Origin of the sequence: Pantoea sp. EKM101V (assembly GCF_011800325.1) — a bacterium.
In the GTDB taxonomy this organism is placed as follows: Bacteria; Pseudomonadota; Gammaproteobacteria; order Enterobacterales; family Enterobacteriaceae; genus Pantoea; species Pantoea anthophila.
The window spans coordinates 1-23,584 of record NZ_JAALFP010000010.1 but is presented as its reverse complement, the minus strand read 5'-3'; the positions used below and the strand labels follow the sequence as shown (position 1 = coordinate 23,584).

Genomic DNA, 23,584 nt, shown 5'->3' with positions numbered 1-23,584 from the left:
AGCAGTCGGGAAAAATGACGCAGGCAACACTGTAGCAATCCGTGCCCTCTCCGCATCAAAGCGGCGTTAGGACACTCACTCTCGTCATACGCCGGGAGCAGAAAACGGTGCGGTGAGTCGGAAAGTAAAAACGCGGGGACGGGAAAAGCGCTGCCACAGTGAAACGTGGCGGGGCAGGCTGAATGCTAAACAGGGGGGGATGTCTGAGCCTCCCCGGGAGAGGCGTTTTAAAAACAGGCCGCGATGAGAGTACAGGCGGCCCGAATCACGTGGTGCGCTATTGCCTCTCAAAAAATTGCGCCAGCGTTATTTTGGGGTGCGGGTAGTAAAATTTATTATGCGTCAGCGGGATATACATCCCTTCGGGTTCACCCGGCATAAAATAGTTGCCCTGCCAGCGGTTCGGTTCACAAACCGGCCCGTCGTTATAGACGGTACCCAGCGGCGCATAAGTGACATCCCGACCGAAAATAGAATAGACGGCGGCATCGACAAAATTAAAATATTCAGGAACGCCACGCAGATGGGTATCCTGAATCAGTAAGCTGTGCAGTTTATCTTTGATATAAAAGAGGCTGCCGAGGTCACGGATCACCTGCTCGAAATCGTGCGCGCCATCATGATGAATGATGACGTTTCCGCCTTCTTCTTTCATCAGCACATCCCTGACATACTCCGGAAGGGTGCCATGGTACATCCTGACCCGACTTTCGACGGTTTCCGGATAGGCTCTTCTTGCGCGCTCTCTGGCGAACTGTAAATGGTCCGGACTGATGTCGATCAAATCGAGTTCAATACCCAGATAGTGTGCACAGCCAGCCAGAACAGAGGTGCTGCCTCCCATAAAGACGCCCACTTCAACGATTCTGCTGACTTCACCCAGTGCCGACTTAATGGTGTTAAAAATATCAAAGTAATATTTCCCGGAGCATTGATCTTCGTAGTGACCTTCAGTCGCCGCTCTCTTTGCGATGATGTCGTCGAAGATAATATTTCTGCCCAGCCAGGGAGAAAGGTCGGGTTTGAAACCACTGTATATTTCGATGTTAAGCCGTTCCGCTATTTCCGCAAAACTCCGTGTTTCAAGGTTTTTATCGGGGTCTGTGAATGAAGCCATCATTGGTGTCCTTATCCTGAATATGGCCTAGTGTATCAATGAAATTCAGGGCACTAATGAATGAGAAACAAACGGAACTGAACCCTTTTTATCGGTTATCAGGTCGGGTGGGAGCGGCAGGAAGATGAACGGTTTCAGGCGGTTGAGACAGCGTAATGAACCGCAACGCAGGCAGGCAGCCACGTTGCGGTCCGGGGGATTATGACGGCAGATTGAGCCAGTTCTTCACCGGCAGGAAATCGCGATAGAGGGCCGCTTCAGGCGAGTCTGGTTCAGGCTGATAATCATATTCCCAGCGCACCAACGGCGGCATCGACATCAGGATCGATTCCGTGCGGCCGCCGGTCTGCAGGCCAAACAGGGTGCCACGGTCCCACACCAGATTGAACTCCACATAACGCCCGCGGCGGTAGAGCTGGAACTGGCGCTCACGATCGCCCCACGGATGATCTTTGCGGCGTGCCACAATCGGCCGGTAGGCATCAATAAAGCCGCGTCCCACCGCCTGCATAAAGCTGAAGCTCTGCTCAAAATCGGGCGTGTTAAGATCGTCAAAAAACAGGCCGCCAATGCCGCGCTGCTCATCGCGGTGTTTCAGATAGAAATAGTCGTCGCACCACTTTTTATATCGCGGATAAACGTCGTCGCCAAAAGGCTGACAGAGGTCGGCGGCAGTCTGATGCCAGTGCAGTGCATCTTCTTCGAAGCCGTAGAACGGCGTGAGATCAAACCCGCCGCCAAACCACCACACCGGATCGGCACCGGGTTTCTCCGCGATAAAAAAGCGCACGTTGGCGTGGCTGGTGGGCACATAGGGATTGTTCGGGTGGATGACCAGCGACACACCCATCGCTTCAAAGCTGCGGCCCGCCAGTTCCGGACGGTGCGCCGTAGCCGAGGCCGGCATCTTATCGCCATGCACGTGCGAAAAGTTTACGCCCGCCTGTTCAAACACCGCACCGTTTCGCAGTACGCGGCTCTGACCGCCGCCGCCGCCCGGACGCTGCCAGCTATCTTCTGCGAACGCTGCGCCGCCATCTTCAGCCGCCAGCTGGTTACAAATCTCATCCTGCAGAGCGAGCAGGAATGCTTTTACGCGGGAAATATCAGCCATCTTTTCGCTTATCGTCGGTTTTAATTTAGGGCGATTATACGCAAAATCGGGCTGCTTGCATGAGTGCGGCGCGATACAGGAACTTTCCGCATCAGGCATTACGGCGATCAAATTCATCAAAGTAGTTGACGATACCGCTGGCAATGGCGGCGGCAATTTTCTGACGAAACGCCGTGGTGCCGAGCAACTGCTCTTCGTGCGGATTGGTAATAAAGGAGGTTTCAACCAGCACCGAAGGGATGGAGGGCGACTTCAGGACCGCGAAAGCAGCCTGTTCCGTGTGCTGGCTATGCAGATGATGAACCGGGCGAATCTGATCCAGCACATGTTTGCCCAGCGTCAGGCTGTTTTTGATGGTGTCAGTCTGAACCAGATCGAACAGGATCTGCTGCAGATAGTGATCCTGCTGCTGCGCCTTCACGCCGCCCAGTTTGTCCGCATCGTTCTCACGCTGAGAGAGATAACGCGCCATTGAACTACTGGCACCGCGATTAGAGAGGGCAAATACCGAGGCGCCGCTGGCATCGGGGCTGGTAAAGCCGTCGGCATGGATCGACATGAACAGATGCGCGCCATGCTGATGAGCAATCTCCACCCGCTGGTAGAGCGGAATAAAATGGTCGCTGTCGCGGGTCAGACGCACTTCGATGCGCGGATGGCTCTGCAGCTGCCGTTTCACGTTACCGGCAATCTCCAGCACGATGTGCTTCTCTTCTGAACCCTCCTCGCCGACCGCGCCGGAGTCGATGCCCCCGTGGCCGGGATCAATCATCACAATGCGCTTTCCGTTACTGGCTGGCGGAGCAGGGCGTGCATGGCGGCCTGTTCCTGTAAGCGCTGAAGGCTCTCTGGCCTGAACCGCGCGCGGCGATAAAACGGCCAGAGCCAGACCGGAAAGGAGTAACTGACGGCGATGAATCAAACGTTTAAGCAGGTGCATGTGCGGGTCCGGTAACAGAAATCCTGCCGGTGTTATAGCCTAAGGCTCTGTTGTCTGCGATCACATAACCATTTCAGGGCATTACTTTGTATTGCAGGCCGCGAACAGAAAATTTGCGCTTTTTTATTTGCCGCCGTTCAGCCGAGGGTTGCGTGCGGCAGAGAATGCGTGATAATCAGCAAATTGTGCTTAATTGCAGGTGAAGAAGATGGAAATCCGCGCCTTCCGCCAGGAAGATTTTGAAGAAGTGATCACCTTATGGGAACGTTGCGATTTGTTACGGCCATGGAACGATCCGGAGCTGGATATCGAACGCAAAATGCATCACGACCCCGATCTCTTTCTGGTCGCTGAAGTCGGCGGCGTGGTCGTCGGCACTCTGATGGGGGGCTACGATGGTCATCGCGGTGCGGCCTATTATCTGGCGGTGCATCCTGACTATCAGGGACGCGGTTTTGCGAATGCGCTGATGAATCGTCTGGAGAAGAAGCTCATCGCTCGCGGCTGTCCGAAGCTGCATCTGATGATCCGCGAAGAGAACGAACAGGTGGTGGCCTTTTACGAGAAGCTCGATTATGAGCCGGTCGATGCGCTGCTGTTTGGCAAACGTCTGATCGAAGATCGTGAATACTAAACCGTCCCCTGACTATCAGCCGGACCACTATGACGCCAGAGGGCAGCTGCGGCTGCCGTTTCTTTTTTGGCTGATCCTGTTACTGCAGGCGCGCACCTGGCTACTGCTGGTGATGGCCGGGGCGTCACGGCAGCAGGGTAACGATCTGCTGGCGCTCTTCTATCCGGATCGCCAGGCGTTCTGGATCGGTCTTGCCCTGGGATTACCGGCGCTGGCAGGTCTGCTGCTGACCGGTTACCGGCTGCGGCTGCCGCGACTCTGGCAGCACTGGCGCAGCGTGCTGTCGCTGTCATTTTTAGTGAATCTTATCTGGCAGGGGCTGCAGTTTGTGCAGGGTGATCTGCTCAGTTCGCCGCTGCCCTTGTTGCTGACGCTGTTTGACCTGCTGGCTCTCATCTGGCTGCAGACTGACCGTCGCTGCCGCGACTGCTTTCTGCCTGAACATCATCTTAAATAAACTTTTTGGCGCTTTGCGACTCCAATCAGTTCCGCCTTCCGGCATCGTATTTACAGGAGTTCTCATGAAAGCTGTTCGTTCCACGCTACTGATCGCCGCCGTTGCACTGAGCGGCTGTGCCAGTTCGGGTTCCGGCACTGACAGCAGCCAGCAGGCCAGCTGGTGGAATCCGCTGACGTATCACTGGTCCTCGGCGCTGCCGTGGAACTGGTTCGGTTCATCGCTCACTGCGACGGAGCAGGGCGTAGGCGGACTGACCGCCTCGACGGCCATGAAAGAGGAGGCGATCAAAGCCGGCCTGAACGGGGATTACACCCTGCGTCAGGGCATGCGTGGCGAAAACGGTCAGGTGGTTGCGTTCTGGCAGGCGCTGGATGACGACAAGGTGAAGCTGGTGATTTACGGGCAGTCGCAGGTTGAACGCATTGAGGTGATGGACAGCCAGATTGCCAGCAGCGACGGCAGTAAAGTGGGCGATGCCTTCAGCAATAAGTTCACCAAAGCCTTCAGCAACTGCACCCTGGCCAGCGGAACGGATGCGCGAGACGTAGCATGCCGGGCCCCCGGCAGTCAGCATCTCACCTATCTCTACCATGGCGACTGGCATGGACCGGAAGGGCTGATGCCTTCCGATGACACGCTGAAAACCTGGAAACTCAGCAAAATCGTCTGGCAGCGTTAACACTGCCTGCTAAACGCCATGCGCTGACGCGCCTGGTTACCCCCGCAGGCTGGTGCTCAGCGGGGGTTATCCTCTCTGCGGCTTTTGCTGATTTCTGCATAAACTCTGCCGCTGTCTTATGCTTTTTTCGACTTTGAAATCATCAAACGATATATAAAACCGTTACTGGTTTTCCCTGAGTTATAAATAAACTGATGTTTCAGCGGGTGAGATCCGCATCAAATTTTTTTCAGGGTGCCAAATGACATTACAAGCGATGAAAAAAGTCGTGAGCGGTATCGCGTTGTCGCTGAGCCTTGCTGGCGCAGCCAATGCCACTGAACTTCTTAACAGCTCTTACGATGTGTCCCGGGAGCTGTTTGTTGCCCTGAATGCCCCTTTCGTTAAACAGTGGGATGCCAGCCATCCTGCCGACCCGCTGACCATCAAAATGTCTCATGCCGGTTCATCCAAACAGGCGCTGGCTATCCTGCAGGGACTGCGCGCCGATGTTGTCACTTACAACCAGGTGACGGATGTGCAGGTCCTGCATGATAAAGGCAACCTGATTGCCGCAGACTGGAAAAGCCGTCTGCCGAATAACAGTTCACCGTTCTATTCCACCATGGCGTTTCTGGTGCGCAAAGGAAACCCAAAGCAGATTCATGACTGGTCAGATTTGACCCGTAATGATGTGAAGCTGATTTTCCCTAACCCGAAAACGTCCGGCAATGGTCGCTATACCTATCTGGCCGCTTGGGGGGCTGCTGATAAAGCGGACGGTAACGATCAGGCTAAAACCCGTGCCTTTATGATGCAGTTTCTGAAAAACGTTGAAGTTTTCGATACCGGGGGCCGTGGTGCGACCACGACCTTCGCTGAGCGCGGTCTGGGCGACGTACTGATCAGCTTCGAGTCGGAAGTAAACAATATCCGCAACCAGTACGGCAAAGATGAGTATGAGGTGATCGTGCCGAAAACCAACATTCTGGCGGAGTTCCCGGTGGCGTGGGTAGATAAAAACGTTGCCGGTAACCATACCGCGGATGCGGCCAGCGCCTATCTCCGCTACCTCTACACACCGGAAGCGCAGACGATTATTACGCACTACTACTATCGCGTGAACAATCCGCAGCTGATGGCAGAGCAGAAGGATCGCTTCCCGCAGACCAGCCTGTTCCGGGTTGAAGAGGCCTTTGGCGGCTGGGACAACGTGATGAAAACGCATTTCGCCAGCGGCGGTGAGCTGGATAAATTGTTAGCGGCGGGGCGTGGATAATGTTTGCAGCAAGTCATAAACGCGTGTTGCCCGGCTTTGGACTGAGCCTGGGCACCAGCCTGCTTTTTACCTGTCTGATTCTGCTGCTGCCCATCAGCGCCGTGATCATGCAGCTGTCACAGATGACCCTTCAGCAGTACTGGGATGTGGTGACCAACCCGCAGCTGGTTGCAGCCTACAAGGTTACGCTGCTCTCCGCCGGTGTAGCCTCGCTGTTTAATGCGGTGTTCGGCATGCTGATGGCGTGGATCCTGACCCGCTACCGCTTCCCGGGCCGCACGCTGCTGGATGGCCTGATGGATCTGCCGTTTGCGCTGCCGACCGCCGTCGCGGGCCTGACACTGGCCGGACTCTTTTCGGTCAACGGCTGGTATGGACAGTGGTTTGCCCATTTCGATATCAAAATCTCCTACACCTGGATCGGCATCGCCATCGCCATGGCCTTCACCAGCATCCCGTTTGTGGTGCGCACGGTACAGCCGGTGCTGGAGGAGTTAGGCCCGGAGTATGAAGAAGCCGCTGAAACGCTGGGTGCCACACCGTGGCAGAGCTTCCGTCGCGTGGTGTTACCGGAAGTTGCCCCGGCGCTGCTGGCGGGCACGGCGCTCTCCTTTACCCGCAGCCTGGGGGAGTTTGGTGCGGTGATCTTTATTGCCGGTAACATCGCCTGGAAAACGGAAGTGACCTCGCTGATGATTTTTGTCCGGTTGCAGGAGTTTGACTATCCGGCCGCCAGCGCCATCGCCTCGGTGATCCTGGCCGCCTCGCTTATCCTGTTATTTGCGATTAACACCTTACAGAGCCGCTTTGGCCGTCGACTGGGAGGTCACTAATGGCTGAAGTCTCACAACTGAATCATGCGGATCGCCAGCCGGTGAACTGGGGCAAATGGCTGCTGATTGGTATCGGTGCGCTGCTCTCTATTCTGCTGCTGCTGGTGCCGATGATCTCCATCTTCTGGGAGGCGCTGAATCAGGGGCTGCTGGTCTCCCTGAGCAACCTGGCTGACCCCGATATGCTGCACGCCATCTGGCTGACGGTGATGGTGGCGCTGATCACCGTTCCGGTTAACCTGGTGTTCGGCACGCTGCTCGCCTGGCTGGTGACCCGCTTTACCTTTCCGGGGCGTCAGCTGCTGCTGACCCTGTTTGATATTCCGTTTGCCGTGTCGCCGGTGGTGGCCGGTCTGATGTATCTGCTGTTCTGGGGCGTCAACGGTCCGGCGGGCGGCTGGCTGGATGCGCATAACATCCAGGTTATGTTCGCCTGGCCGGGCATGGTGCTGGCGACCGTGTTTGTGACCTGTCCGTTTGTGGTGCGCGAACTGGTGCCGGTGATGCTGAGCCAGGGCAGTCACGAAGATGAAGCGGCGGTGCTGCTGGGCGCTTCAGGCTGGCAGATGTTCCGTCGTGTGACATTGCCGAACATTCGCTGGGCGCTGCTGTATGGCATCGTGCTGACCAACGCCCGTGCGATTGGTGAGTTTGGTGCAGTCTCGGTGGTATCGGGGTCGATTCGCGGTGAGACCTATACGCTGCCGCTTCAGGTTGAATTATTGCATCAGGATTACAATACGGTCGGCGCCTTCACCGCTGCCGCGCTGCTGACCCTGATGGCCATTGTAACGTTGTTTCTGAAAAGTATTGTGCAGTGGCGTCTGGAGCAACAGCACAAGCACCTGCAACAGGAGGGAAATCATGAGCATTGAGATTAACAAGATCAACAAATCCTTTGGTCGCACCTCGGTGCTGAACGATATCTCTCTGGATATTGCCTCGGGTGAAATGGTGGCGCTGCTTGGCCCATCCGGCTCCGGTAAAACCACGCTGCTGCGCATTATTGCCGGGCTGGAGCATCAGAACAGCGGCCAGATCCGTTTTCATGGCAACGATGTGAGCCGTCTGCATGCGCGCGATCGTCAGGTTGGATTTGTTTTCCAGCACTATGCGCTGTTCCGCCATATGACGGTGTTCGACAACATCGCCTTTGGCCTGACGGTGCTGCCGCGTCGGGAACGTCCTTCTGCGGCCGAGATCAAACAGCGTGTTACCCGTCTGCTGGAGATGGTGCAGCTGGCCCATCTGGCGAACCGCTTCCCGTCTCAGCTTTCGGGCGGGCAGAAACAGCGTGTGGCGCTGGCGCGTGCGTTAGCGGTAGAACCGCAAATCCTGCTGCTGGATGAACCTTTTGGCGCGCTCGATGCGCAGGTGCGTAAAGAGCTGCGTCGCTGGCTGCGTCAGCTGCATGAAGAGCTGAAATTTACCAGCGTGTTTGTGACCCACGACCAGGAAGAGGCGATGGAAGTGGCAGACCGCGTGGTGGTGATGAGCCAGGGTAATATCGAGCAGGTCGGCACGCCAGATGACGTGTGGCGCGATCCGGCAACCCGCTTTGTGCTGGAGTTCCTGGGTGAAGTGAATCGCTTTGATGGTGAGATCCACGGGTCGCAGTTCCATGTCGGTGCGCATCACTGGCCGCTGGGGTATACCTCAGCACATCAGGGCCCGGTTGAGCTGTTCCTGCGTCCGTGGGAAATCGACGTGTCCCGCCACAGCAGCCTGGAAACCCCGCTGCCGGTGCAGGTGCTGGAAGTGAGTCCGCGTGGACACTTCTGGCAGCTGGTGGTGCAGCCCGCTGGCTGGCAGAGCGAGCCGTTTTCGCTGGTATTTGAAGGTGAACAGACCGCCCCGATTCGTGGCGAACGCCTGTTTGTTGGCCTGCAGCAGGCGCGTCTCTATAAGGGGGATACCCCGCTGCGCGCTGTTGCCTTTGCCCAGAGCGCCTGATATTTTCTGATCAACACCGGGCGGGAGTGTGACTCCCGCCTTTTTTTTTGCCTTCTGTTTGCATTAAGCCAGGAACCTTACCGTGACGACTCTCGAAAATACCATCGGCAATACCCCGCTGGTCAGGTTACAGCGCCTGACGCCCGCTAACGGCAGTGAGGTCTGGCTTAAGCTGGAAGGCAACAATCCGGCGGGTTCGGTCAAGGATCGTGCGGCCTGGTCGATGATCAATCAGGCGGAGCTGCGCGGAGATATCACGCCCGGCGATCAGCTGATCGAAGCCACCAGTGGCAACACCGGCATTGCGCTGGCGATGATCGCCGCGATGAAAGGCTATCGTATGCGCCTGCTGATGCCGGACAACATGAGTCAGGAGCGGCAGGATGCGATGCGTGCCTATGGCGCAGAGCTGATACTGGTGCCGCGCGAGCAGGGAATGGAAGGGGCGCGCGATCTGGCGCAGGCGATGGCGGCACGCGGCGAGGGCCGGGTGCTGGATCAGTTCAACAATCCCGATAACCCGCTGGGCCACTATCAGACCACCGGCCCGGAGCTGTGGCAGCAGTCGAATCAGCGTATGACCCATTTTGTCTCCAGTATGGGCACCACCGGCACGATCACCGGCGTGGGACGCTACCTGAAAGAGCACAACACCGGCGTGCAGGTCATTGGCTTACAGCCCAGCGAGGGCAGCAGCATTCCGGGCATCCGTCGCTGGCCACTGGCCTATCTGCCGGGGATCTACCGTCCCAATCTGGTGGATGACGTCATCGATATGACGCAGAAGGAAGCGGAGGAGACCATGCGGGCACTGGCACGCCGTGAGGGCATCTTCTGTGGCGTCAGTTCAGGCGGCGCGGTGGCGGGTGCACTGCGCATCGCCGAGGCAAATCCGGGAAGCGTGGTGGTGGCGATCGCCTGCGATCGCGGCGATCGTTATCTCTCGACCGGTCTCTATCACCCGTAACCGCTGCGGATGCGAAACCTGGCCTGTGAAGCGTCTGCTGCCCACAGGCCTTTTTTTTGCCCGGTTTACTGTGCCAGCGAGTGTGAATCTGTAAGGATCACGTAAATCAGGCTGCGCCGATCGGCCGCACAGGTGAAAATAGCGCCCGTTCTCCGGAGAAATGACCATGAAAATTCTGCTTGTAGATGATGATGTAGAGCTGGGCACGATGTTAAGCCAGTACCTGATTGCGGAAGGCTTCGATGCTCAGCTGGTGCTGACCGGCAGCGCCGGGATTCAGGGCGCGCTCTCCGGCCAGTTCACCGCGATGATCCTGGACATCATGCTGCCCGATATGAGTGGCATTGACGTTCTGCGCCAGGTGCGTCAGAACAGCCGCATACCAGTGATTATGCTGACCGCCAAAGGCGATAACATTGACCGCGTAATCGGTCTGGAGATGGGGGCCGATGACTACATGCCCAAGCCCTGCTATCCGCGCGAGCTGGTGGCGCGTCTGCGGGCGGTGCTGCGGCGTTTCGAAGAGCAGGCTCCGCAGCCGGATAGCCAGGAGCCGCTACGCTGGGGGGCGCTGACCCTCAATCCCGCCACCCGTATCAGTGAATGGCAGGAGAAAGCCTTCGATCTCACCGCCTCGGAATTTAATCTGCTGGAACTGCTGATGCGCGCCCCCGACAGGGTGGTATCAAAAGATGAGCTGTCGGAGAAGGGACTTGGTCGCCCGCGCGAGGCGTATGATCGCAGCGTCGATGTGCATATCAGCAACATCCGTCAGAAGCTCAGTGCCTTAACCGCTGATAGCATTACGATCGAAACCGTTCGTAGTATCGGTTATCGCATTCGATGAGGCACTACCGTGGACGCCTGTTCTGGAAGATCTTTATCGGCTTCTGGATCGTCTTTGTCATCATCAGTCAGCTTATCTGGCTCGGCTTTTCGCTCTCCGGTAGACGACACGAGCCGCCTGAGCTGGTGGCGGTCCGCCGCGTGGCCGATCTGCAACTCACCTCGGCGGCGACGGTGCTGGCGCAGAACGGGCCTGAGGCGCTGAACGCGATGCTGTCGGGCTGGGACGAACGTGACCGGCAGTTTTTCCACATCCTGCCACAGGCGCAACCGTCGCCTGCACAGGCTAACCCGGATGGGGAGGCGCATCGGCCCGCCGAAAGTAAACGCTGGGTGCGCGGCGCCGATGGAAAAGGGTATCAGCTGCGCTATGACATCGATGGCATGCGAAAAGAGAGCATGATGAACAGCATGCCGCGCAAATTCCTCAATATCCCTGAACCGATGTTTGTTTTCGCCGGTTCGGTAGGATTACTCTTCAGCCTGCTGCTCGCCTGGAATCTGACGCGACCCATGCGTCAGCTGCGCGAAGGGTTCTCCCGGGTCGCAGAGGGCGATTTAAGCGTGCGGCTTTTTCCGGTGATGCGTAAACGGCATGATGAGATTTCTGATGTCGCCCGGGCCTTCGATACTATGGCTGAGCGGCTGGAGACCCTGGTCCGCGCGCGCGAAGAGCTGCTGCACGATATCTCACACGAGCTGCGTTCACCGCTGGCGCGCCTGCAGCTGGCGACCGGGCTGGCCAGACAAACGCCAGAAAACGTGCACAGTTCGCTCGATCGTATCGACGAAGAGGCGCGCCGGCTGGATAAGATGATCGGTGAACTGCTGACGCTGTCGCGCGCTGAGCATGAAAGTATTCCGGATGAGCAGTACTTTGACCTCACCGGCCTGCTGGAGGCGGTGATCACCGATGTCCGCTATGAAGCGCAGCTCCCCGGTGTGCAGGTGGCGTTTCAGGTGGACAATCGGGCCGACTACACCGTGCGTGGCAATGCCGAACTGATACGGCGCGCCACCGAGAATGTGTTACGCAACGCGCTGCGCTTTTCCCTGCCAGGCCAGCGGATCGAGGTTGAACTGCGCACCGCGCAGCAGTGGCTGGAAATTCAGGTGCGCGATCAGGGGCCGGGTGTTGATGAAGAGAAACTCTCCAGCATCTTTGACCCGTTTGTGCGGGTCAACTCACCGCTGATGGGAAAGGGCTATGGCCTCGGGCTGGCGATCGTCCGCAAAGTGGTGCTGGCGCATCAGGGTGAAGTCGAGGCACGGAACCGGCCGGAAGGAGGGCTGGAACTGACGCTGAGGCTGCCGCACTGGCCCTCCTGAAAAGCGCAGAGAGCAGAAACGAAAACGGCACCCGAAGGTGCCGTCATAGCAGGAACAAAGCCTTATTTTCTGATGCGAATCACCGGCGTTTCGCCGACGGTGACCTGGCCAGAGAGCTTAATCAGTTCCTTGATTTCATCCATGTTGGAGATAACAACCGGAGTCAGGGTTGATTTCGCTTTCTCTTCCAGCAATGGCAGATCGAACTCGATAACGACGTCGCCTTTTTTGACCTTCTGGCCTTCTTCAGCGATGCGTTTGAAACCTTCACCTTTCAGTTCAACCGTATCGATACCGAAATGCACGAACAGCTCAATGCCGTTGTCCGATTCGATTGAAAAAGCATGGTTGGTTTCAAAAATCTTACCGATAGTGCCATCCACCGGCGCAACCATTTTGTTGCCAGTCGGTTTGATCGCGATACCGTCGCCCACGATTTTTTCTGCAAACACCACATCTGGTACGTCTTCAATATTCACAATTTCGCCTGACAGAGGCGCTACGATATCGATTGTCCCAGCGCTATCCGTTTTTTCGCCAAAAAGTTTAGAAAACAAACCCATGATCTTCTCCTAAGCAGTAATTTGGGGCCAGTATCATGCAGATTAGCAGAGCGTTTTTTCTTTAATGAACTTGTTCACCAGGTTCATTAAATCTTCCGCTGTCGGTTGAGCCAGTGCCTGCTCTGCCAATGCCTTCGCATCTTCAAAATTAGTATTACGAATGATTTTCTTGATGCCAGGGATAGAAATGGCACTCATGCTGAACTCGTCCAGCCCCATTCCCAGTAACAGTAGTGTAGCACGTTCATCACCTGCCAGCTCACCACACATGCCGGTCCATTTACCTTCAGCGTGAGATGCATCAATGACTTGCTTAATTAAGTTAAGCACAGACGGCGTCATTGGATTGTACAGGTGCGAAATCAAATCGTTACCACGATCGACCGCCAGAGTATACTGCGTCAGGTCGTTTGTCCCAATACTGAAGAAGTCGACTTCTTTCGCCAGATGACGTGCAATCACCGCTGACGCCGGGGTTTCCACCATGATACCGACTTCGATGGACTCGTCGAACGCTTTGCCTTCTTCACGCAGCTGCGCTTTCAGCAGTTCCAGTTCCGCTTTCAGCGAACGCACTTCTTCAACGGAAATGATCATCGGGAACATAATGCGCAGTTTGCCGAAGGAGGAGGCGCGCAGGATAGCACGCAGCTGCGCATGCAGAATCTCTTTGCGGTCCATGGCGATACGGATAGCGCGCCAGCCGAGGAAAGGGTTTTCCTCTTTCGGCAGGTTCATGTAAGGCAGATCTTTGTCACCACCGATATCCATGGTACGGACGATAACGGCCTGTGAACCCATGGCTTCAGCAACGGCTTTATACGCCTGGAACTGCTCTTCTTCGGTCGGCAGCGCATCGCGGTCCATGAACAGGAACTCGGTGCGGTAAAGTCCCACGCCTTCTGCGCCGTTGCGCTCTGCGCCGGCGACGTCGCGCACGGTGCCGATGTTGGCGCAGACTTCAACCTGATGACCATCCAGCGTGACCGCAGGCAGGTCTTTCAGCTTGGCTAATTCGTGTTTTTCCGACAGATACTGGTTCTGTACGGCTTTCAGCTCTTCCTGAACGGCGTCAGAAGGATTGACGTGAATCGCGTTGTTCACACCATCCAGAATCAGGAAGTCGCCGTTTTTAACCGTGACGGTGACATTGCCGGTGCCGACAATGGCTGGGATCTCCAGCGAGCGCGCCATGATTGAGGTATGTGAGGTACGGCCACCCAGATCGGTAATAAAGCCCAGCACCTTTTTCAGGTTCAGCTGTGCGGTTTCTGACGGCGTTAAATCTTTGGCTACCAGAATGGATTCATCCGGAATGGCGCTCAGGTCAACGATATGCAGACCGAGGATGTTTTGCAGCAGACGCTTACCGATGTCGCGCACGTCAGCCGCACGCTCTTTCAGATACTCATCATCTAACTCTTCCAGCGCTTTCGCCTGACCATCGATAACCGAGTCGACAGCAGCATCGGCAGAGGCGTGATCTTTTTTGATCAGGTCGATGATTTCCTGCTCCAGCTCTTCATCTTCCAGCAACATAATGTGGCCTTCGAAGATCGCAGCTTTCTCTTCACCGAGGGTTTCACCCGCTTTGACGCGAATCGCTTCCAGTTGCTGTGCCGCTTTACCGCGACCATCGAGGAAGCGCTGAACTTCCTGCTCAACCTGGTCATCAGAAATTTTTTTACGGTTGATGACGATCTCGTCTTCTTTCAGCAGCAGTGCTTTGCCGAAAGCGATACCTGGTGATGCTAAAATGCCTGAAATCATAACGCTACCTTTTAATCACGATGGCTGATGGGACTCTTTGCGGTGCCATTGTCGCGGGACACGTACTCTACGAAAGCAATAACGCGGACAGATTGTCCGCGATCAAGATGTTTGCACTCAATGGCGCAGAGGAGTCGATTGGCTGGAGAGCTGAGCGGAGATTACTCCAGTTCAGCCATCAGTTTGACCAGATGCTCAACTGCTTTCTGTTCGTCTTCGCCTTCTGCTGACAGGGTCACAACGGTTCCCTGCGTTAAACCCAGTGTCTGCAGCTTGAACAGGCTCTTGGCGCTGGCAGATTTACCGTTAGAGGTCACAGTGATTTCTGACTGGAAAGCTTTGGCTTCTTTAACGAATTGCGCTGCTGGGCGAGTATGCAGACCGTTTGGTGCAGTAATGGTAACTTCTTGCTGGAACATTCTATTTCCCCAACGTTATCAGAATGAGTGTTATGGATCTAAAGTCTAGCCTGGAGCCTTCACTTTAGCCTGTGTCGGTGCGCGGGTATAGCTTCATGCTGACCCAGGACGCGCATGCGTCAAATCGACATTCCGTTGCGTCGTAAAACCGATTCTACACGTCACCGGTTAATTATGCCGTGATTCGCCGTTTCACTGAATCCGTAAATCGATTCAGCTTGATCCACTTCAAACGCGGATTAATTTCAGGCATCGAAATAATTGGCAGTCTAAATACCAGAGCGGCGTCACTGAAATCAATCTGCCGGGTGGTGAAAGTGAGATCTGCGCCACAAAAAAGCACCCGGTCGGGTGCTTTTTGCGGCATTTTCAGACTTTCTGCCCCGACTACTGCAGCTCTTTTTCTGTAAAGAGATCGGCGAACAAAGCGGTACTCAGATAGCGTTCACCTGAGGAGGGGAGAATCACCACGATATTCTTGTTGGCGAAGGTTTCCTCTTCCTGCAACTTCAGTGCGGCGGCGACTGCAGCACCGGAGGAGATACCGGCCAGAATGCCTTCCTGCTCCATCAGCAGACGCGCGGTGCTGATCGCTTCCTCATTCGTGATAGCCACAACCCGATCAACCAGATTCAGCTCAAGGTTGCCCGGAATAAAGCCTGCGCCGATCCCCTGAATTTTGTGAGGGCCAGGTTTGATCTCCGCTCCTGCCAGGGCCTGAGCAATGACCGGCGAATCGGTTGGCTCCACCGCGACGGTGATCAGATCTTTTTTACCTTTGGTATTCTTGATGTAGCGGCTCACGCCGGTCAGCGTACCGCCGGTGCCGACACCAGCAATAAAGACATCCACTTCGCCGTCGGTATCTTCCCAGATTTCCGGGCCGGTGGTCTTTTCATGGATCTCCGGGTTAGCCGGGTTGCTGAACTGCTGCAGCAGGACATATTTATCCGGGTCGCTTGCAACAATCTCTTCAGCTTTGCCGATAGCCCCTTTCATGCCTTTGGCACCTTCAGTCAGGACCAGATTCGCGCCCAGCGCTTTCAGCAGCTTACGACGCTCAACGGACATCGTCTCAGGCATGGTCAGGGTCAGTTTATAACCGCGCGCGGCGGCCACATAGGCGAGGGCAATCCCGGTATTGCCGCTGGTCGGTTCAACCAGTTCAATACCCGGTTTCAGAATACCGCGTTTCTCTGCGTCCCAAATCATATTGGCACCGATACGGCATTTTACGCTGAAGCTCGGGTTACGGGATTCAACTTTCGCAAGGATGCGGCCGTTACCGATGCGGTTCAGTCGAACCAATGGCGTATGACCAATTGTCAAAGAGTTGTCTTCGTAGATCTTACTCATAGCCTGTCCTTAACTGTATGAATTATTGGGAACCCTATGAGCATACCTGTTCTGCCTGGGGGCGGAAGGAAAGAAATCGCATATCTATATGTCACCCGGCAATAAGCCTTGTTAAAAAGAGCATAAGGCGCGCTGATATGTTCAGCGCACTTCCTGCCGTGCCAGTTGCTGCCTATAGCGATCGACCCACATCGCTGTGGCCCCGCAGACGGCCACCGGCATGATGACCAGGTTCAGCACCGGGATCATGGTAAACAGACTGGTAAGCGCACCAAACTGCATATTGGCGGTTTTATGCCGACGCAGGGCGTTACGCATCTGCTGAAAAGGCACTTTGTGATTATCGAAGGGGTAGTCGCAATACTGGATCGCGAGCATCCAGGCGCTGAACAGGAACCACAGCACGGGCGCAACCGTCTGGCCGAAACCCGGGATAAAGTAGAGCAGCAGCAGTCCCACCGCACGTGGCAGGTAGTAGCCCAGCTTTTGCAGCTCGCGCTTCATGATGCGCGGCACATCTTTGATCAGACCCGCCCAGCCGCTGTCAGGCAGCGGTTTACCGGTCAGGCGTCCCTCAAGCTGCTCGGCCAGCAAACCGCAAAACGGTGCGGCGATAAGGTTAGCGAGGGTGGAAAAGAAGTAGCTAAAGACCAGCACAATCGCAATCACCGACAGTGGCCATAACAGATAGCTGAGCCACTGCAGCCAGTCCGGAATCGAGGCCATCAGCCGCGGGATCCAGTCACCCAGACGGTAGAAAAGCCAGATGAATGCGCCACCCAGCATCAGAATGTTGATCAGCAGCGGCATGACCACAAAGCGACGAATGCCAGGCAGACGCATCAGTTTCCAGCCCTGGCTGAAGTAGTGTATGCCGTTAAAATCTGAGACGGACTTCTCAAGGGCCATATAGGCAATTCTCCTGAAGGTAATAGGGCGGGCCCACTATAACCTGGCTTTTTCCCCAGGCCAGGTGCCGTTTGGGTAAAAAAACAGCGAAAAAGCGTGGGTTGCCTATCTTATTTGTTAGAAAATAGTGCACAGACTTGCACTTGTGTAGCAGGGCAAATACAGTTAGAGGATAAAGTTTGCCGCGGTGGCAAGGTATTGGAACAACAGAGAATACAATGATGCAGGATTTGCGTCTGATATTAATCGTTGTTGGCGCGATCGCCATAATAGCGCTCCTTCTTCACGGACTGTGGACCAGCCGTAAAGAGCGTTCGTCAGTGTTCCGCGATCGCCCGCACAAACGTCTGAAACAACGTGATGAACATGATGAGCCGGACCTGATCGACGACGAAGATGATGGCGTCGGCGAGGTTCGTGTTCGCGCTGAGCGCAGCAACCATCAGGAACCGCGTTTCGATGATATTCGCGAATCCCAGCCGGTTGCGCCGCGTAAGCCCGCGCCTGCTGAGCCTGTTCGTCAGCCTGCGCCACGACCTGCTCCGCAAGCCGAACCGGAAAGCGATCCGCTTTTCAGTCCCGCACCGCAGCCTGCTCCTCAGCCGCGTCCGGAACCGGCTCGTCAGCAGCAACAGCCCGCGCCTGCCTTTGTCGCGCCGCCTGTGCAGGCCGATCCGCTGCTGGATCTGGACCCGCTGGAATCGGTGCAGCCCGCACCGCAGTACCAGGCTGAACCCGAGCCGCAGCCTGAAGCCACTCAGGCGCCGGAACCGACTCCTGTTCCGCCGTCTGCACCTGCCGCACCGGCAGAGAAGCCGAAAGAAGCCGTGCTGGTTCTGCATGTTGCCGCACACTCGGGTGGCGAACTCAATGGTGAGGCGCTCCTCCAGGGGATTCTGCAGGCGGGCTTCCAGTTTGGCGAGATGAACATCTTCCATCGCCATCTCAGTCCGGCAGGCAGTGGTCCGGTCCTGTTCAGTCTGGCCAATATGGTCAAGCCTGGCTCGTTTAACCCTGACCTGATGACAGATTTCAGCACGCCGGGTATCTCTATCTTTATGATGGTGCCTTCCTATGGCGATGCGAATCAGAACTTCAAGCTGATGCTGCAGTCGGCACAGCGCATCGCTGATGATGTTGGCGGCGTAGTGCTGGATGATGAACGTCGCATGATGACGCCGCAGAAGCTGGAAACTTACAAGGCGCGTATTCGCGATGTGGTCGGTGTCTGACCACGGCGCAAACCGCTATCTGAACTGTTAAAACAAACCCCCGCATGTCGGGGGTTTTTTATCTGATGGGGCTTTATGAAATCCGTCCAGGATCACATCACCGAACTGCGCACTACGTTGCGTCATCACGAATACCTCTATCACGTCATGGATGCACCGGAAGTGCCGGATGCCGAATATGATCGCCTGATGCGTGAACTGCGCCAGCTGGAAGCGGATCATCCCGATCTCATTACGCCGGACTCACCAACCCAGCGCGTCGGCGCTGCGCCGCTGACGGTGTTTGAACAGGTTCGCCATGAAGTCCCGATGCTGTCGCTGGATAACGCCTTCGATGAAGCGACCTTTATGGCTTTCAACAAGCGGGTGCGCGATCGGCTGAAAAGCAGTGAAGAGATTACCTACTGCTGTGAACTTAAACTCGATGGCTTAGCGGTGAGCCTGATATATGAAAACGGGCTGCTGGTTCAGGCCGCAACGCGGGGAGACGGCACCACCGGCGAGAATATTACCGCCAACGTGCGCACCATTCGCGCTATTCCGCTGCGTCTTAAAGGTGACAACATTCCGGCGCGGCTGGAAGTGCGTGGCGAAGTCTTTATGACGCAGCGCGGCTTCGAAAAGCTGAATGAGGAAGCGCGCCGCACGGACGGCAAAGTCTTTGCTAACCCGCGCAACGCAGCGGCAGGTTCGCTGCGTCAGCTTGATCCGCGCATCACCGCAAAACGTCCGCTGACCTTCTTCTGCTACGGTTTCGGCCTGCTGGAAGGCGGCGAGATGCCGCACAGTCACATGGCACGCCTGCAGCAGTTCAAAGCCTGGGGGCTGCCGGTCAGTGACCGCATTAAGCTGGTGCATAATGCGGAAGAGGCGCTGGCTTTTTATCACGACGTTGAGCAACAGCGCCCCAGTCTCGGATTTGATATCGATGGCGTGGTCATCAAAGTCGATTCACAGGCGCAGCAGGAACAGTTGGGCTTTGTGGCGCGTGCGCCGCGCTGGGCGATAGCCTTTAAATTCCCGGCGCAGGAGCAGCTGACCTGGGTGCGGGATGTCGAGTTTCAGGTTGGCCGGACCGGGGCAATCACTCCTGTCGCCCGCCTGGAGCCGGTGCAGGTAGCGGGCGTGATTGTCAGCAACGCCACGCTGCATAACGCCGATGAAATCGCGCGGCTGGGACTGCGCATCGGGGACCGGGTCGTGATTCGCCGTGCAGGCGATGTGATCCCGCAGGTCGTGAATGTGGTTACCGCTGAACGTCCTGAAGAGACGCGTGAAGTGGTGTTTCCTGCTCACTGCCCGGTCTGTGGTTCTGAGGTGGAACGGGTAGAAGGCGAATCGGTCACGCGCTGCACCGGCGGTCTGATTTGCGGCGCGCAGCGAAAAGAGGCGCTGAAGCATTTTGTCTCGCGTCGGGCGCTCGATGTCGACGGCATGGGCGATAAGATTATCGACCAGCTAGTGGAGAAAGAGTATGTCTCGACCCCCGCCGATCTCTTCCGTCTCACGGCGGGTAAGCTGACCGGGCTGGATCGCATGGGGCCAAAATCGGCACAGAACGTAGTGGATGCGCTGGAAAAAGCGAAGTCGACGACGCTGGCGCGTTTCCTCTATGCGCTGGGGATCCGTGAAGTGGGCGAAGCCACCGCCGCCAATCTGGCAAACCACTTTGGTGAGCTGCAGAAGGTGATGGATGCCGATCTGGATGCGCTGATTGCCGTGCCGGATGTGGGTAAGGTCGTCGCCGCGCACGTTCGCAACTTTATGGAAGAGGAGAGCAACCGCGAGGTCATCCGCCAGCTGACGGACGATATTGGTGTTCACTGGCCAGCTGTTGTGGTGGTGAAAGCCGAAGAGATTGACAGTCCGTTTGCCGGGAAAACCGTGGTGCTGACCGGTTCGCTGTCGCAGATGAACCGCGACGATGCCAAAGCACAGCTGATCGCGCTGGGAGCTAAAGTCAGCGGCAGCGTGTCGAAGAAAACGGATCTGCTGATTGCCGGTGAAGCGGCGGGTTCCAAGCTGGCGAAAGCGCAGGAGCTGGGCATCGAGGTGATCGATGAAGCTGAAATGATCCGTCTGCTGGGTGCCTGAGATGGATAAGCATCAGCTGGTGGCGATAGCGAATACGGCGATGCCGTTTGGGAAATATAAAGGGCGGATGCTGATCGATCTGCCTGAACCCTACCTGCTGTGGTTTGCCCGCAGTGGCGACTTCCCCTCCGGCCAGCTGGGTGACCTGATGCAGCTCACGCTGACGATAAAAATCGAAGGTCTGGAGGGGCTGGTGAAGCCGCTTCAGACCCGGAAATAACGTGGCCCGCTTTGGCGGGCCATGCAGACTATTTCTGCGACTCCATCACGGAGGTTTTCACCTCTAAAGCCTGCTTTTTCTCACCGCTCTTCTTGTAGCGTCCGGCGATGAACGAACAGACCATCAGCTGAACCTGATGGAAGATCATCAGCGGCAGCACGATAATCCCCACGGTACTGGCCGGGAACAGGATATTTGCCATCGGTACCCCATTCGCCAGACTCTTCTTCGATCCACAAAACAGTACCACAATCTCATCGGCGCGTTTGAAGCGGAACAGGCGCGAAGCCAGCAGGTTGATAATCAGCACGGTGGCCAGCAGCAGAATGGAGCCTGCCACAATCCAGAGCAGGGTAATCACGCCCACGCGATGCCAGATGCCGTTCACCACCGCCTCACTGAAGGCACTGTAGACCACCAGCAGAATCGAGGTCTGGTCAGTTTTGCCAATCAGGCTGCGGTGCTTTTCAACCCAGCCGCCGATCCAGCGGCGTGAAAGATGGCCCAGTATAAACGGCACCATCAGTTGCAGCATAATCTTACCGATCTGCTCCAGACCGTCAGTCGGCGCGCTGCTGTGGATATCCATCACCACATTTACCAGCAACGGGGAGATGAAGACCCCCAGCAGGCTGGATGCCGAGGCGCTGCACACGGCGGCCGCGACGTTACCGCCGGCCATCGAGGTAAATGCGATGGCGGACTGCACGGTGGCAGGCAGGATACAGAGATAGATAAAGCCGGTATAAATTTCCGGACCGACATCAACCGGATGCCACCAGACCAGCAGCATGCCCAGCGCCGGAAAGAGCACAAAGGTGCTGAACATGATCCAGAGATGCAGCTGCCAGTGGCTGCTTCCCGCAATGATCTTCTCTCGCGACAGCTTGGCACCGTGCATAAAGAACAGCAGTGCGATAGCCGCGGTGGCGAGGTAGCTGAAGATATCGACGTAGATCCCTCTGGCAGGCAGGAAGGTGGCCAGCAGTACGGTGATGATGAGCTTAACCATCATCGGATCAAGTTTTAAAAATCCCATTGTTAAAATCCGGTAAATTTTTCAATAGGCCGATTGTGCGGGAATCATTTTTAGAAATAAAATTGATTTATTGCATTAATCTATGAGCGTAATCGATGAATTATACCCTGCGTCAATTGCGGACTTTCATTGCGGTGGCACATTACGGTGGTTTCAGTCAGGCGGGGCAGGCGATAGGCCTGAGCCAGTCGGCGGTGAGTCACAGCATCAAAGAGCTGGAGGCGGAAACTGGCGTGCGGCTGCTGGATCGCACCACGCGCGAGGTGATGCTGACCGAGGCAGGAAAACAGCTGGCATCCCGCATGGAACGTCTGCTGGAGGAGATTAATACTACGCTGCTGGATATCCGCAGTTTTGGCGAACAGCGCAGCGGCACCGTGCGGGTGGCAGCCAGCCAGACGATTTCCGCGCATCTGATGCCTCAGTGTCTGGCGGCCAGCCAGCAGCACTTCCCCGACATTAAAGTGATACTGCACGACCGCGCGCAGCAGTGGGTGCTGCAAAGTGTGCGAAACGCCGAAGTTGATTTTGGCATCGTGATCGGGCCGCTACGCGACAGCGATTTTGACACGATTGCCATTCTGGATGAGCCTTTCTTACTGTTGTGCCGGGATGATGATCCGCTGGCGCGGGTGGACAGGGCGGAATGGTCGATGCTGGATGGGCGCACGCTGGTGTTGCAGGATTATGCATCCGGCAGCCGGGTACTGATTGATGCAGCCATGCAGCAGCAGAATATTCAGGCAGAGGTGGTGCAGGAGATTGGTCATCCTGCCACGCTGTTTCCGATGGTGCAGGTAGGGATTGGTATCAGTATTCTGCCCGCACTGGCATTACCCCTGCCGGCGGATCGCGCGCTCACCGTGCGGCGGCTTTATCCCGAGATCAATCGAAGTCTGACCCTCATTAAACGCAAAAACCGCTCACTGACGCCCGCCGCCGAAGCCATCTGGCAGGAGGTGCGCCAGCAGGCGGCGCTGCTGGCGCAACAGCGGGCCATTACGCCCGCGTTTTAGATATAGACATCGACATTATTTTTGTCAGTCGGGCGGTTAATCCCGTTCGCCTTGCTTTCACTGACCGGGTTAACGCTGTCGCTTTTCTGCTGCGCCTTTTCGGCCTGCTCAGCCTGCTTCTTTTGCAGCTGAGCAATCTGCGCTTCCAGCATGGTGATCTGCGACTGATACATCTGCGCTATTTTAGATTTCTGGTCTTCGTCAAGATCGTGGTTGTCGGCAAGCTCTTTGACTTTTTTCATCACGCTCTGAATCTGTTTATTCAGTGCGGCGATCTGCGAGGCGATACTTCCGCCGCCGCTGTCACTGCCACCTGACATAACTTTTAAAACTCCGGCTATTGAGGACATCATTTTCTCCCTGTAGTTCGTCTATAAGGTTATCGGCGCAGGCAGGAATAACTGAAGTGTCAAAAAAGAGCAGGGGAGTAAAAAAGCAGATTCTTCTTCTGAAAGCCCTTTTCTGAGGGGAGTCGTCATTCAGGCTTAGCCTGGCGCAGTAAAATAAACGTGGCACTCAGGCAGCCAGAATAAGTGAAGGGGGGCAGAAACGAAAAAAGCGCCTTAAAGGCGCTTTTCTCTGCATTGGTGGGTCGTGCAGGATAGCCTCGGCCCATTCCGGGCCTCGCCCTCTGGGTGATGCTGACGCATCAGCCTGAATCGCCTGGCGATTCGGTCGAACCTGCTGCAGGTTCTCATCCTGCACGGGAATGACTGTGCGGCAGAAACGAAAAAAGCGCCTGAAAGGCGCTTTTCTCTGAATTGGTGGGTCGTGCAGGATTCGAACCTGCGACCAATTGATTAAAAGTCAACTGCTCTACCAACTGAGCTAACGAC

The 23,584-nt window shown here is 56.1% G+C and carries 25 protein-coding genes and 1 other RNA gene; 14 read left to right on the top strand and 12 right to left on the bottom strand.

The genetic code is table 11. The annotated features are described in order from the left end of the window. Window positions 1–277: 277 nt before the first annotated feature. The 3 genes from HFD92_RS15730 to amiA all read right to left on the bottom strand — a co-directional run bounded on the left by HFD92_RS15730 (window position 278) and on the right by amiA (window position 3,171). Window positions 278–1,117 (bottom strand): class I SAM-dependent methyltransferase, encoded by an 840-nt coding sequence (locus HFD92_RS15730; RefSeq protein ID WP_167429234.1) that lies wholly within the window; start codon window positions 1,115–1,117, stop codon window positions 278–280. Between the two features lie 199 nt (window positions 1,118–1,316). Then, the gene (hemF, locus tag HFD92_RS15725) at window positions 1,317–2,231 is read right to left on the bottom strand and encodes an oxygen-dependent coproporphyrinogen oxidase (RefSeq protein WP_009088828.1); all 915 of its coding nucleotides are present in this window, start codon (window positions 2,229–2,231) and stop codon (window positions 1,317–1,319) included. Window positions 2,232–2,322: 91 nt separating this feature from the next. Next, on the bottom strand, window positions 2,323–3,171 hold the full coding sequence (amiA, locus tag HFD92_RS15720; RefSeq protein WP_009088831.1) for an N-acetylmuramoyl-L-alanine amidase AmiA: 849 nt from the start codon (window positions 3,169–3,171) through the stop codon (window positions 2,323–2,325). Between the two features lie 208 nt (window positions 3,172–3,379). Between amiA and HFD92_RS15715 the strand changes: the two genes are divergently transcribed. From HFD92_RS15715 to HFD92_RS15670, 10 genes are all read left to right on the top strand, one after another. Further along, a complete protein-coding gene (locus HFD92_RS15715; protein ID WP_167429233.1) occupies window positions 3,380–3,805 on the top strand; it encodes a GNAT family acetyltransferase in 426 nt (141 codons plus the stop codon). Continuing rightward, window positions 3,795–4,262 (top strand): DUF2919 domain-containing protein, encoded by a 468-nt coding sequence (locus HFD92_RS15710; protein WP_009088833.1) that lies wholly within the window; start codon window positions 3,795–3,797, stop codon window positions 4,260–4,262. The genes HFD92_RS15715 and HFD92_RS15710 overlap by 11 nt, the downstream gene beginning before the upstream one ends. Before the next feature lie 64 nt (window positions 4,263–4,326). Beyond that, entirely contained in the window at window positions 4,327–4,944 is a 618-nt protein-coding gene (locus HFD92_RS15705) for an RpoE-regulated lipoprotein (RefSeq protein WP_009088834.1), read from the top strand. 241 nt (window positions 4,945–5,185) lie between these two features. Beyond that, the gene (locus tag HFD92_RS15700) at window positions 5,186–6,202 is read left to right on the top strand and encodes a sulfate ABC transporter substrate-binding protein (protein ID WP_167429232.1); all 1,017 of its coding nucleotides are present in this window, start codon (window positions 5,186–5,188) and stop codon (window positions 6,200–6,202) included. Continuing rightward, a complete protein-coding gene (cysT, locus tag HFD92_RS15695; RefSeq protein WP_009088836.1) occupies window positions 6,202–7,035 on the top strand; it encodes a sulfate/thiosulfate ABC transporter permease CysT in 834 nt (277 codons plus the stop codon). The genes HFD92_RS15700 and cysT overlap by 1 nt, the downstream gene beginning before the upstream one ends. Then, window positions 7,035–7,910 (top strand): sulfate/thiosulfate ABC transporter permease CysW, encoded by an 876-nt coding sequence (gene cysW, locus HFD92_RS15690; RefSeq protein WP_009088837.1) that lies wholly within the window; start codon window positions 7,035–7,037, stop codon window positions 7,908–7,910. The genes cysT and cysW overlap by 1 nt, the downstream gene beginning before the upstream one ends. After that, complete coding sequence (gene cysA, locus HFD92_RS15685; RefSeq protein WP_046102339.1) at window positions 7,900–8,988, top strand: sulfate/thiosulfate ABC transporter ATP-binding protein CysA; 1,089 nt, start codon at window positions 7,900–7,902, stop codon at window positions 8,986–8,988. The genes cysW and cysA overlap by 11 nt, the downstream gene beginning before the upstream one ends. An 82-nt stretch (window positions 8,989–9,070) precedes the next feature. Further along, entirely contained in the window at window positions 9,071–9,955 is an 885-nt protein-coding gene (gene cysM / locus HFD92_RS15680; protein WP_046102338.1) for a cysteine synthase CysM, read from the top strand. A 166-nt stretch (window positions 9,956–10,121) separates the two neighbouring features. Beyond that, the gene (locus tag HFD92_RS15675) at window positions 10,122–10,802 is read left to right on the top strand and encodes a response regulator transcription factor (protein ID WP_009088840.1); all 681 of its coding nucleotides are present in this window, start codon (window positions 10,122–10,124) and stop codon (window positions 10,800–10,802) included. Beyond that, window positions 10,799–12,130 carry an ATP-binding protein gene (locus HFD92_RS15670; protein ID WP_167429231.1) on the top strand — a complete coding sequence of 444 codons (1,332 nt, stop codon included), beginning with the start codon at window positions 10,799–10,801 and terminating at the stop codon, window positions 12,128–12,130. Before HFD92_RS15675 ends, HFD92_RS15670 begins: the two co-directional genes overlap by 4 nt. Before the next feature lie 62 nt (window positions 12,131–12,192). On the opposite strand, the gene crr is transcribed toward HFD92_RS15670, so the two are convergent. The 6 genes from crr to cysZ all read right to left on the bottom strand — a co-directional run bounded on the left by crr (window position 12,193) and on the right by cysZ (window position 17,147). Next, the gene (gene crr / locus HFD92_RS15665) at window positions 12,193–12,693 is read right to left on the bottom strand and encodes a PTS glucose transporter subunit IIA (RefSeq protein WP_009088842.1); all 501 of its coding nucleotides are present in this window, start codon (window positions 12,691–12,693) and stop codon (window positions 12,193–12,195) included. A 42-nt stretch (window positions 12,694–12,735) separates the two neighbouring features. Further along, on the bottom strand, window positions 12,736–14,463 hold the full coding sequence (ptsI, locus tag HFD92_RS15660; protein WP_009088845.1) for a phosphoenolpyruvate-protein phosphotransferase PtsI: 1,728 nt from the start codon (window positions 14,461–14,463) through the stop codon (window positions 12,736–12,738). Window positions 14,464–14,624: 161 nt separating this feature from the next. After that, entirely contained in the window at window positions 14,625–14,882 is a 258-nt protein-coding gene (ptsH, locus tag HFD92_RS15655; RefSeq protein ID WP_003848868.1) for a phosphocarrier protein Hpr, read from the bottom strand. A gap of 172 nt (window positions 14,883–15,054) precedes the next feature. After that, window positions 15,055–15,249, bottom strand: a complete 195-nt coding sequence (locus HFD92_RS15650) for a hypothetical protein (RefSeq protein WP_058957424.1) — start codon at window positions 15,247–15,249, stop codon at window positions 15,055–15,057. Window positions 15,250–15,269: 20 nt separating this feature from the next. Next, the gene (gene cysK / locus HFD92_RS15645) at window positions 15,270–16,238 is read right to left on the bottom strand and encodes a cysteine synthase A (RefSeq protein ID WP_009088849.1); all 969 of its coding nucleotides are present in this window, start codon (window positions 16,236–16,238) and stop codon (window positions 15,270–15,272) included. 141 nt (window positions 16,239–16,379) lie between these two features. Continuing rightward, window positions 16,380–17,147: a sulfate transporter CysZ gene (cysZ, locus tag HFD92_RS15640; RefSeq protein ID WP_046102335.1), complete on the bottom strand. Its 768-nt coding sequence runs from the start codon at window positions 17,145–17,147 to the stop codon at window positions 16,380–16,382. A gap of 218 nt (window positions 17,148–17,365) precedes the next feature. Here cysZ and zipA point away from each other — a divergent pair, with 218 nt between their 5' ends. The 3 genes from zipA (at window position 17,366) to HFD92_RS15625 (ending at window position 20,693) form a co-directional block, all read left to right on the top strand. Then, the gene (gene zipA, locus HFD92_RS15635) at window positions 17,366–18,379 is read left to right on the top strand and encodes a cell division protein ZipA (RefSeq protein ID WP_046102334.1); all 1,014 of its coding nucleotides are present in this window, start codon (window positions 17,366–17,368) and stop codon (window positions 18,377–18,379) included. A gap of 75 nt (window positions 18,380–18,454) precedes the next feature. Next, window positions 18,455–20,473 (top strand): NAD-dependent DNA ligase LigA, encoded by a 2,019-nt coding sequence (ligA, locus tag HFD92_RS15630; RefSeq protein WP_167429230.1) that lies wholly within the window; start codon window positions 18,455–18,457, stop codon window positions 20,471–20,473. Between the two features lies 1 nt (window position 20,474). Beyond that, window positions 20,475–20,693: a DUF3820 family protein gene (locus tag HFD92_RS15625; protein ID WP_009088854.1), complete on the top strand. Its 219-nt coding sequence runs from the start codon at window positions 20,475–20,477 to the stop codon at window positions 20,691–20,693. 28 nt (window positions 20,694–20,721) lie between these two features. On the opposite strand, the gene HFD92_RS15620 is transcribed toward HFD92_RS15625, so the two are convergent. Further along, the gene (locus HFD92_RS15620) at window positions 20,722–21,732 is read right to left on the bottom strand and encodes a bile acid:sodium symporter family protein (RefSeq protein ID WP_111208557.1); all 1,011 of its coding nucleotides are present in this window, start codon (window positions 21,730–21,732) and stop codon (window positions 20,722–20,724) included. Between the two features lie 95 nt (window positions 21,733–21,827). Between HFD92_RS15620 and HFD92_RS15615 the strand changes: the two genes are divergently transcribed. Continuing rightward, a complete protein-coding gene (locus HFD92_RS15615) occupies window positions 21,828–22,748 on the top strand; it encodes a LysR family transcriptional regulator (RefSeq protein ID WP_058957427.1) in 921 nt (306 codons plus the stop codon). On the opposite strand, the gene HFD92_RS15610 is transcribed toward HFD92_RS15615, so the two are convergent. Further along, window positions 22,745–23,098: a FlxA-like family protein gene (locus tag HFD92_RS15610; protein WP_111208558.1), complete on the bottom strand. Its 354-nt coding sequence runs from the start codon at window positions 23,096–23,098 to the stop codon at window positions 22,745–22,747. The genes HFD92_RS15615 and HFD92_RS15610 overlap by 4 nt on opposite strands. A gap of 235 nt (window positions 23,099–23,333) precedes the next feature. Further along, window positions 23,334–23,467, bottom strand: a non-coding RNA gene (locus HFD92_RS15605) — RtT sRNA. Between the last annotated feature and the right edge of the window lie 117 nt (window positions 23,468–23,584).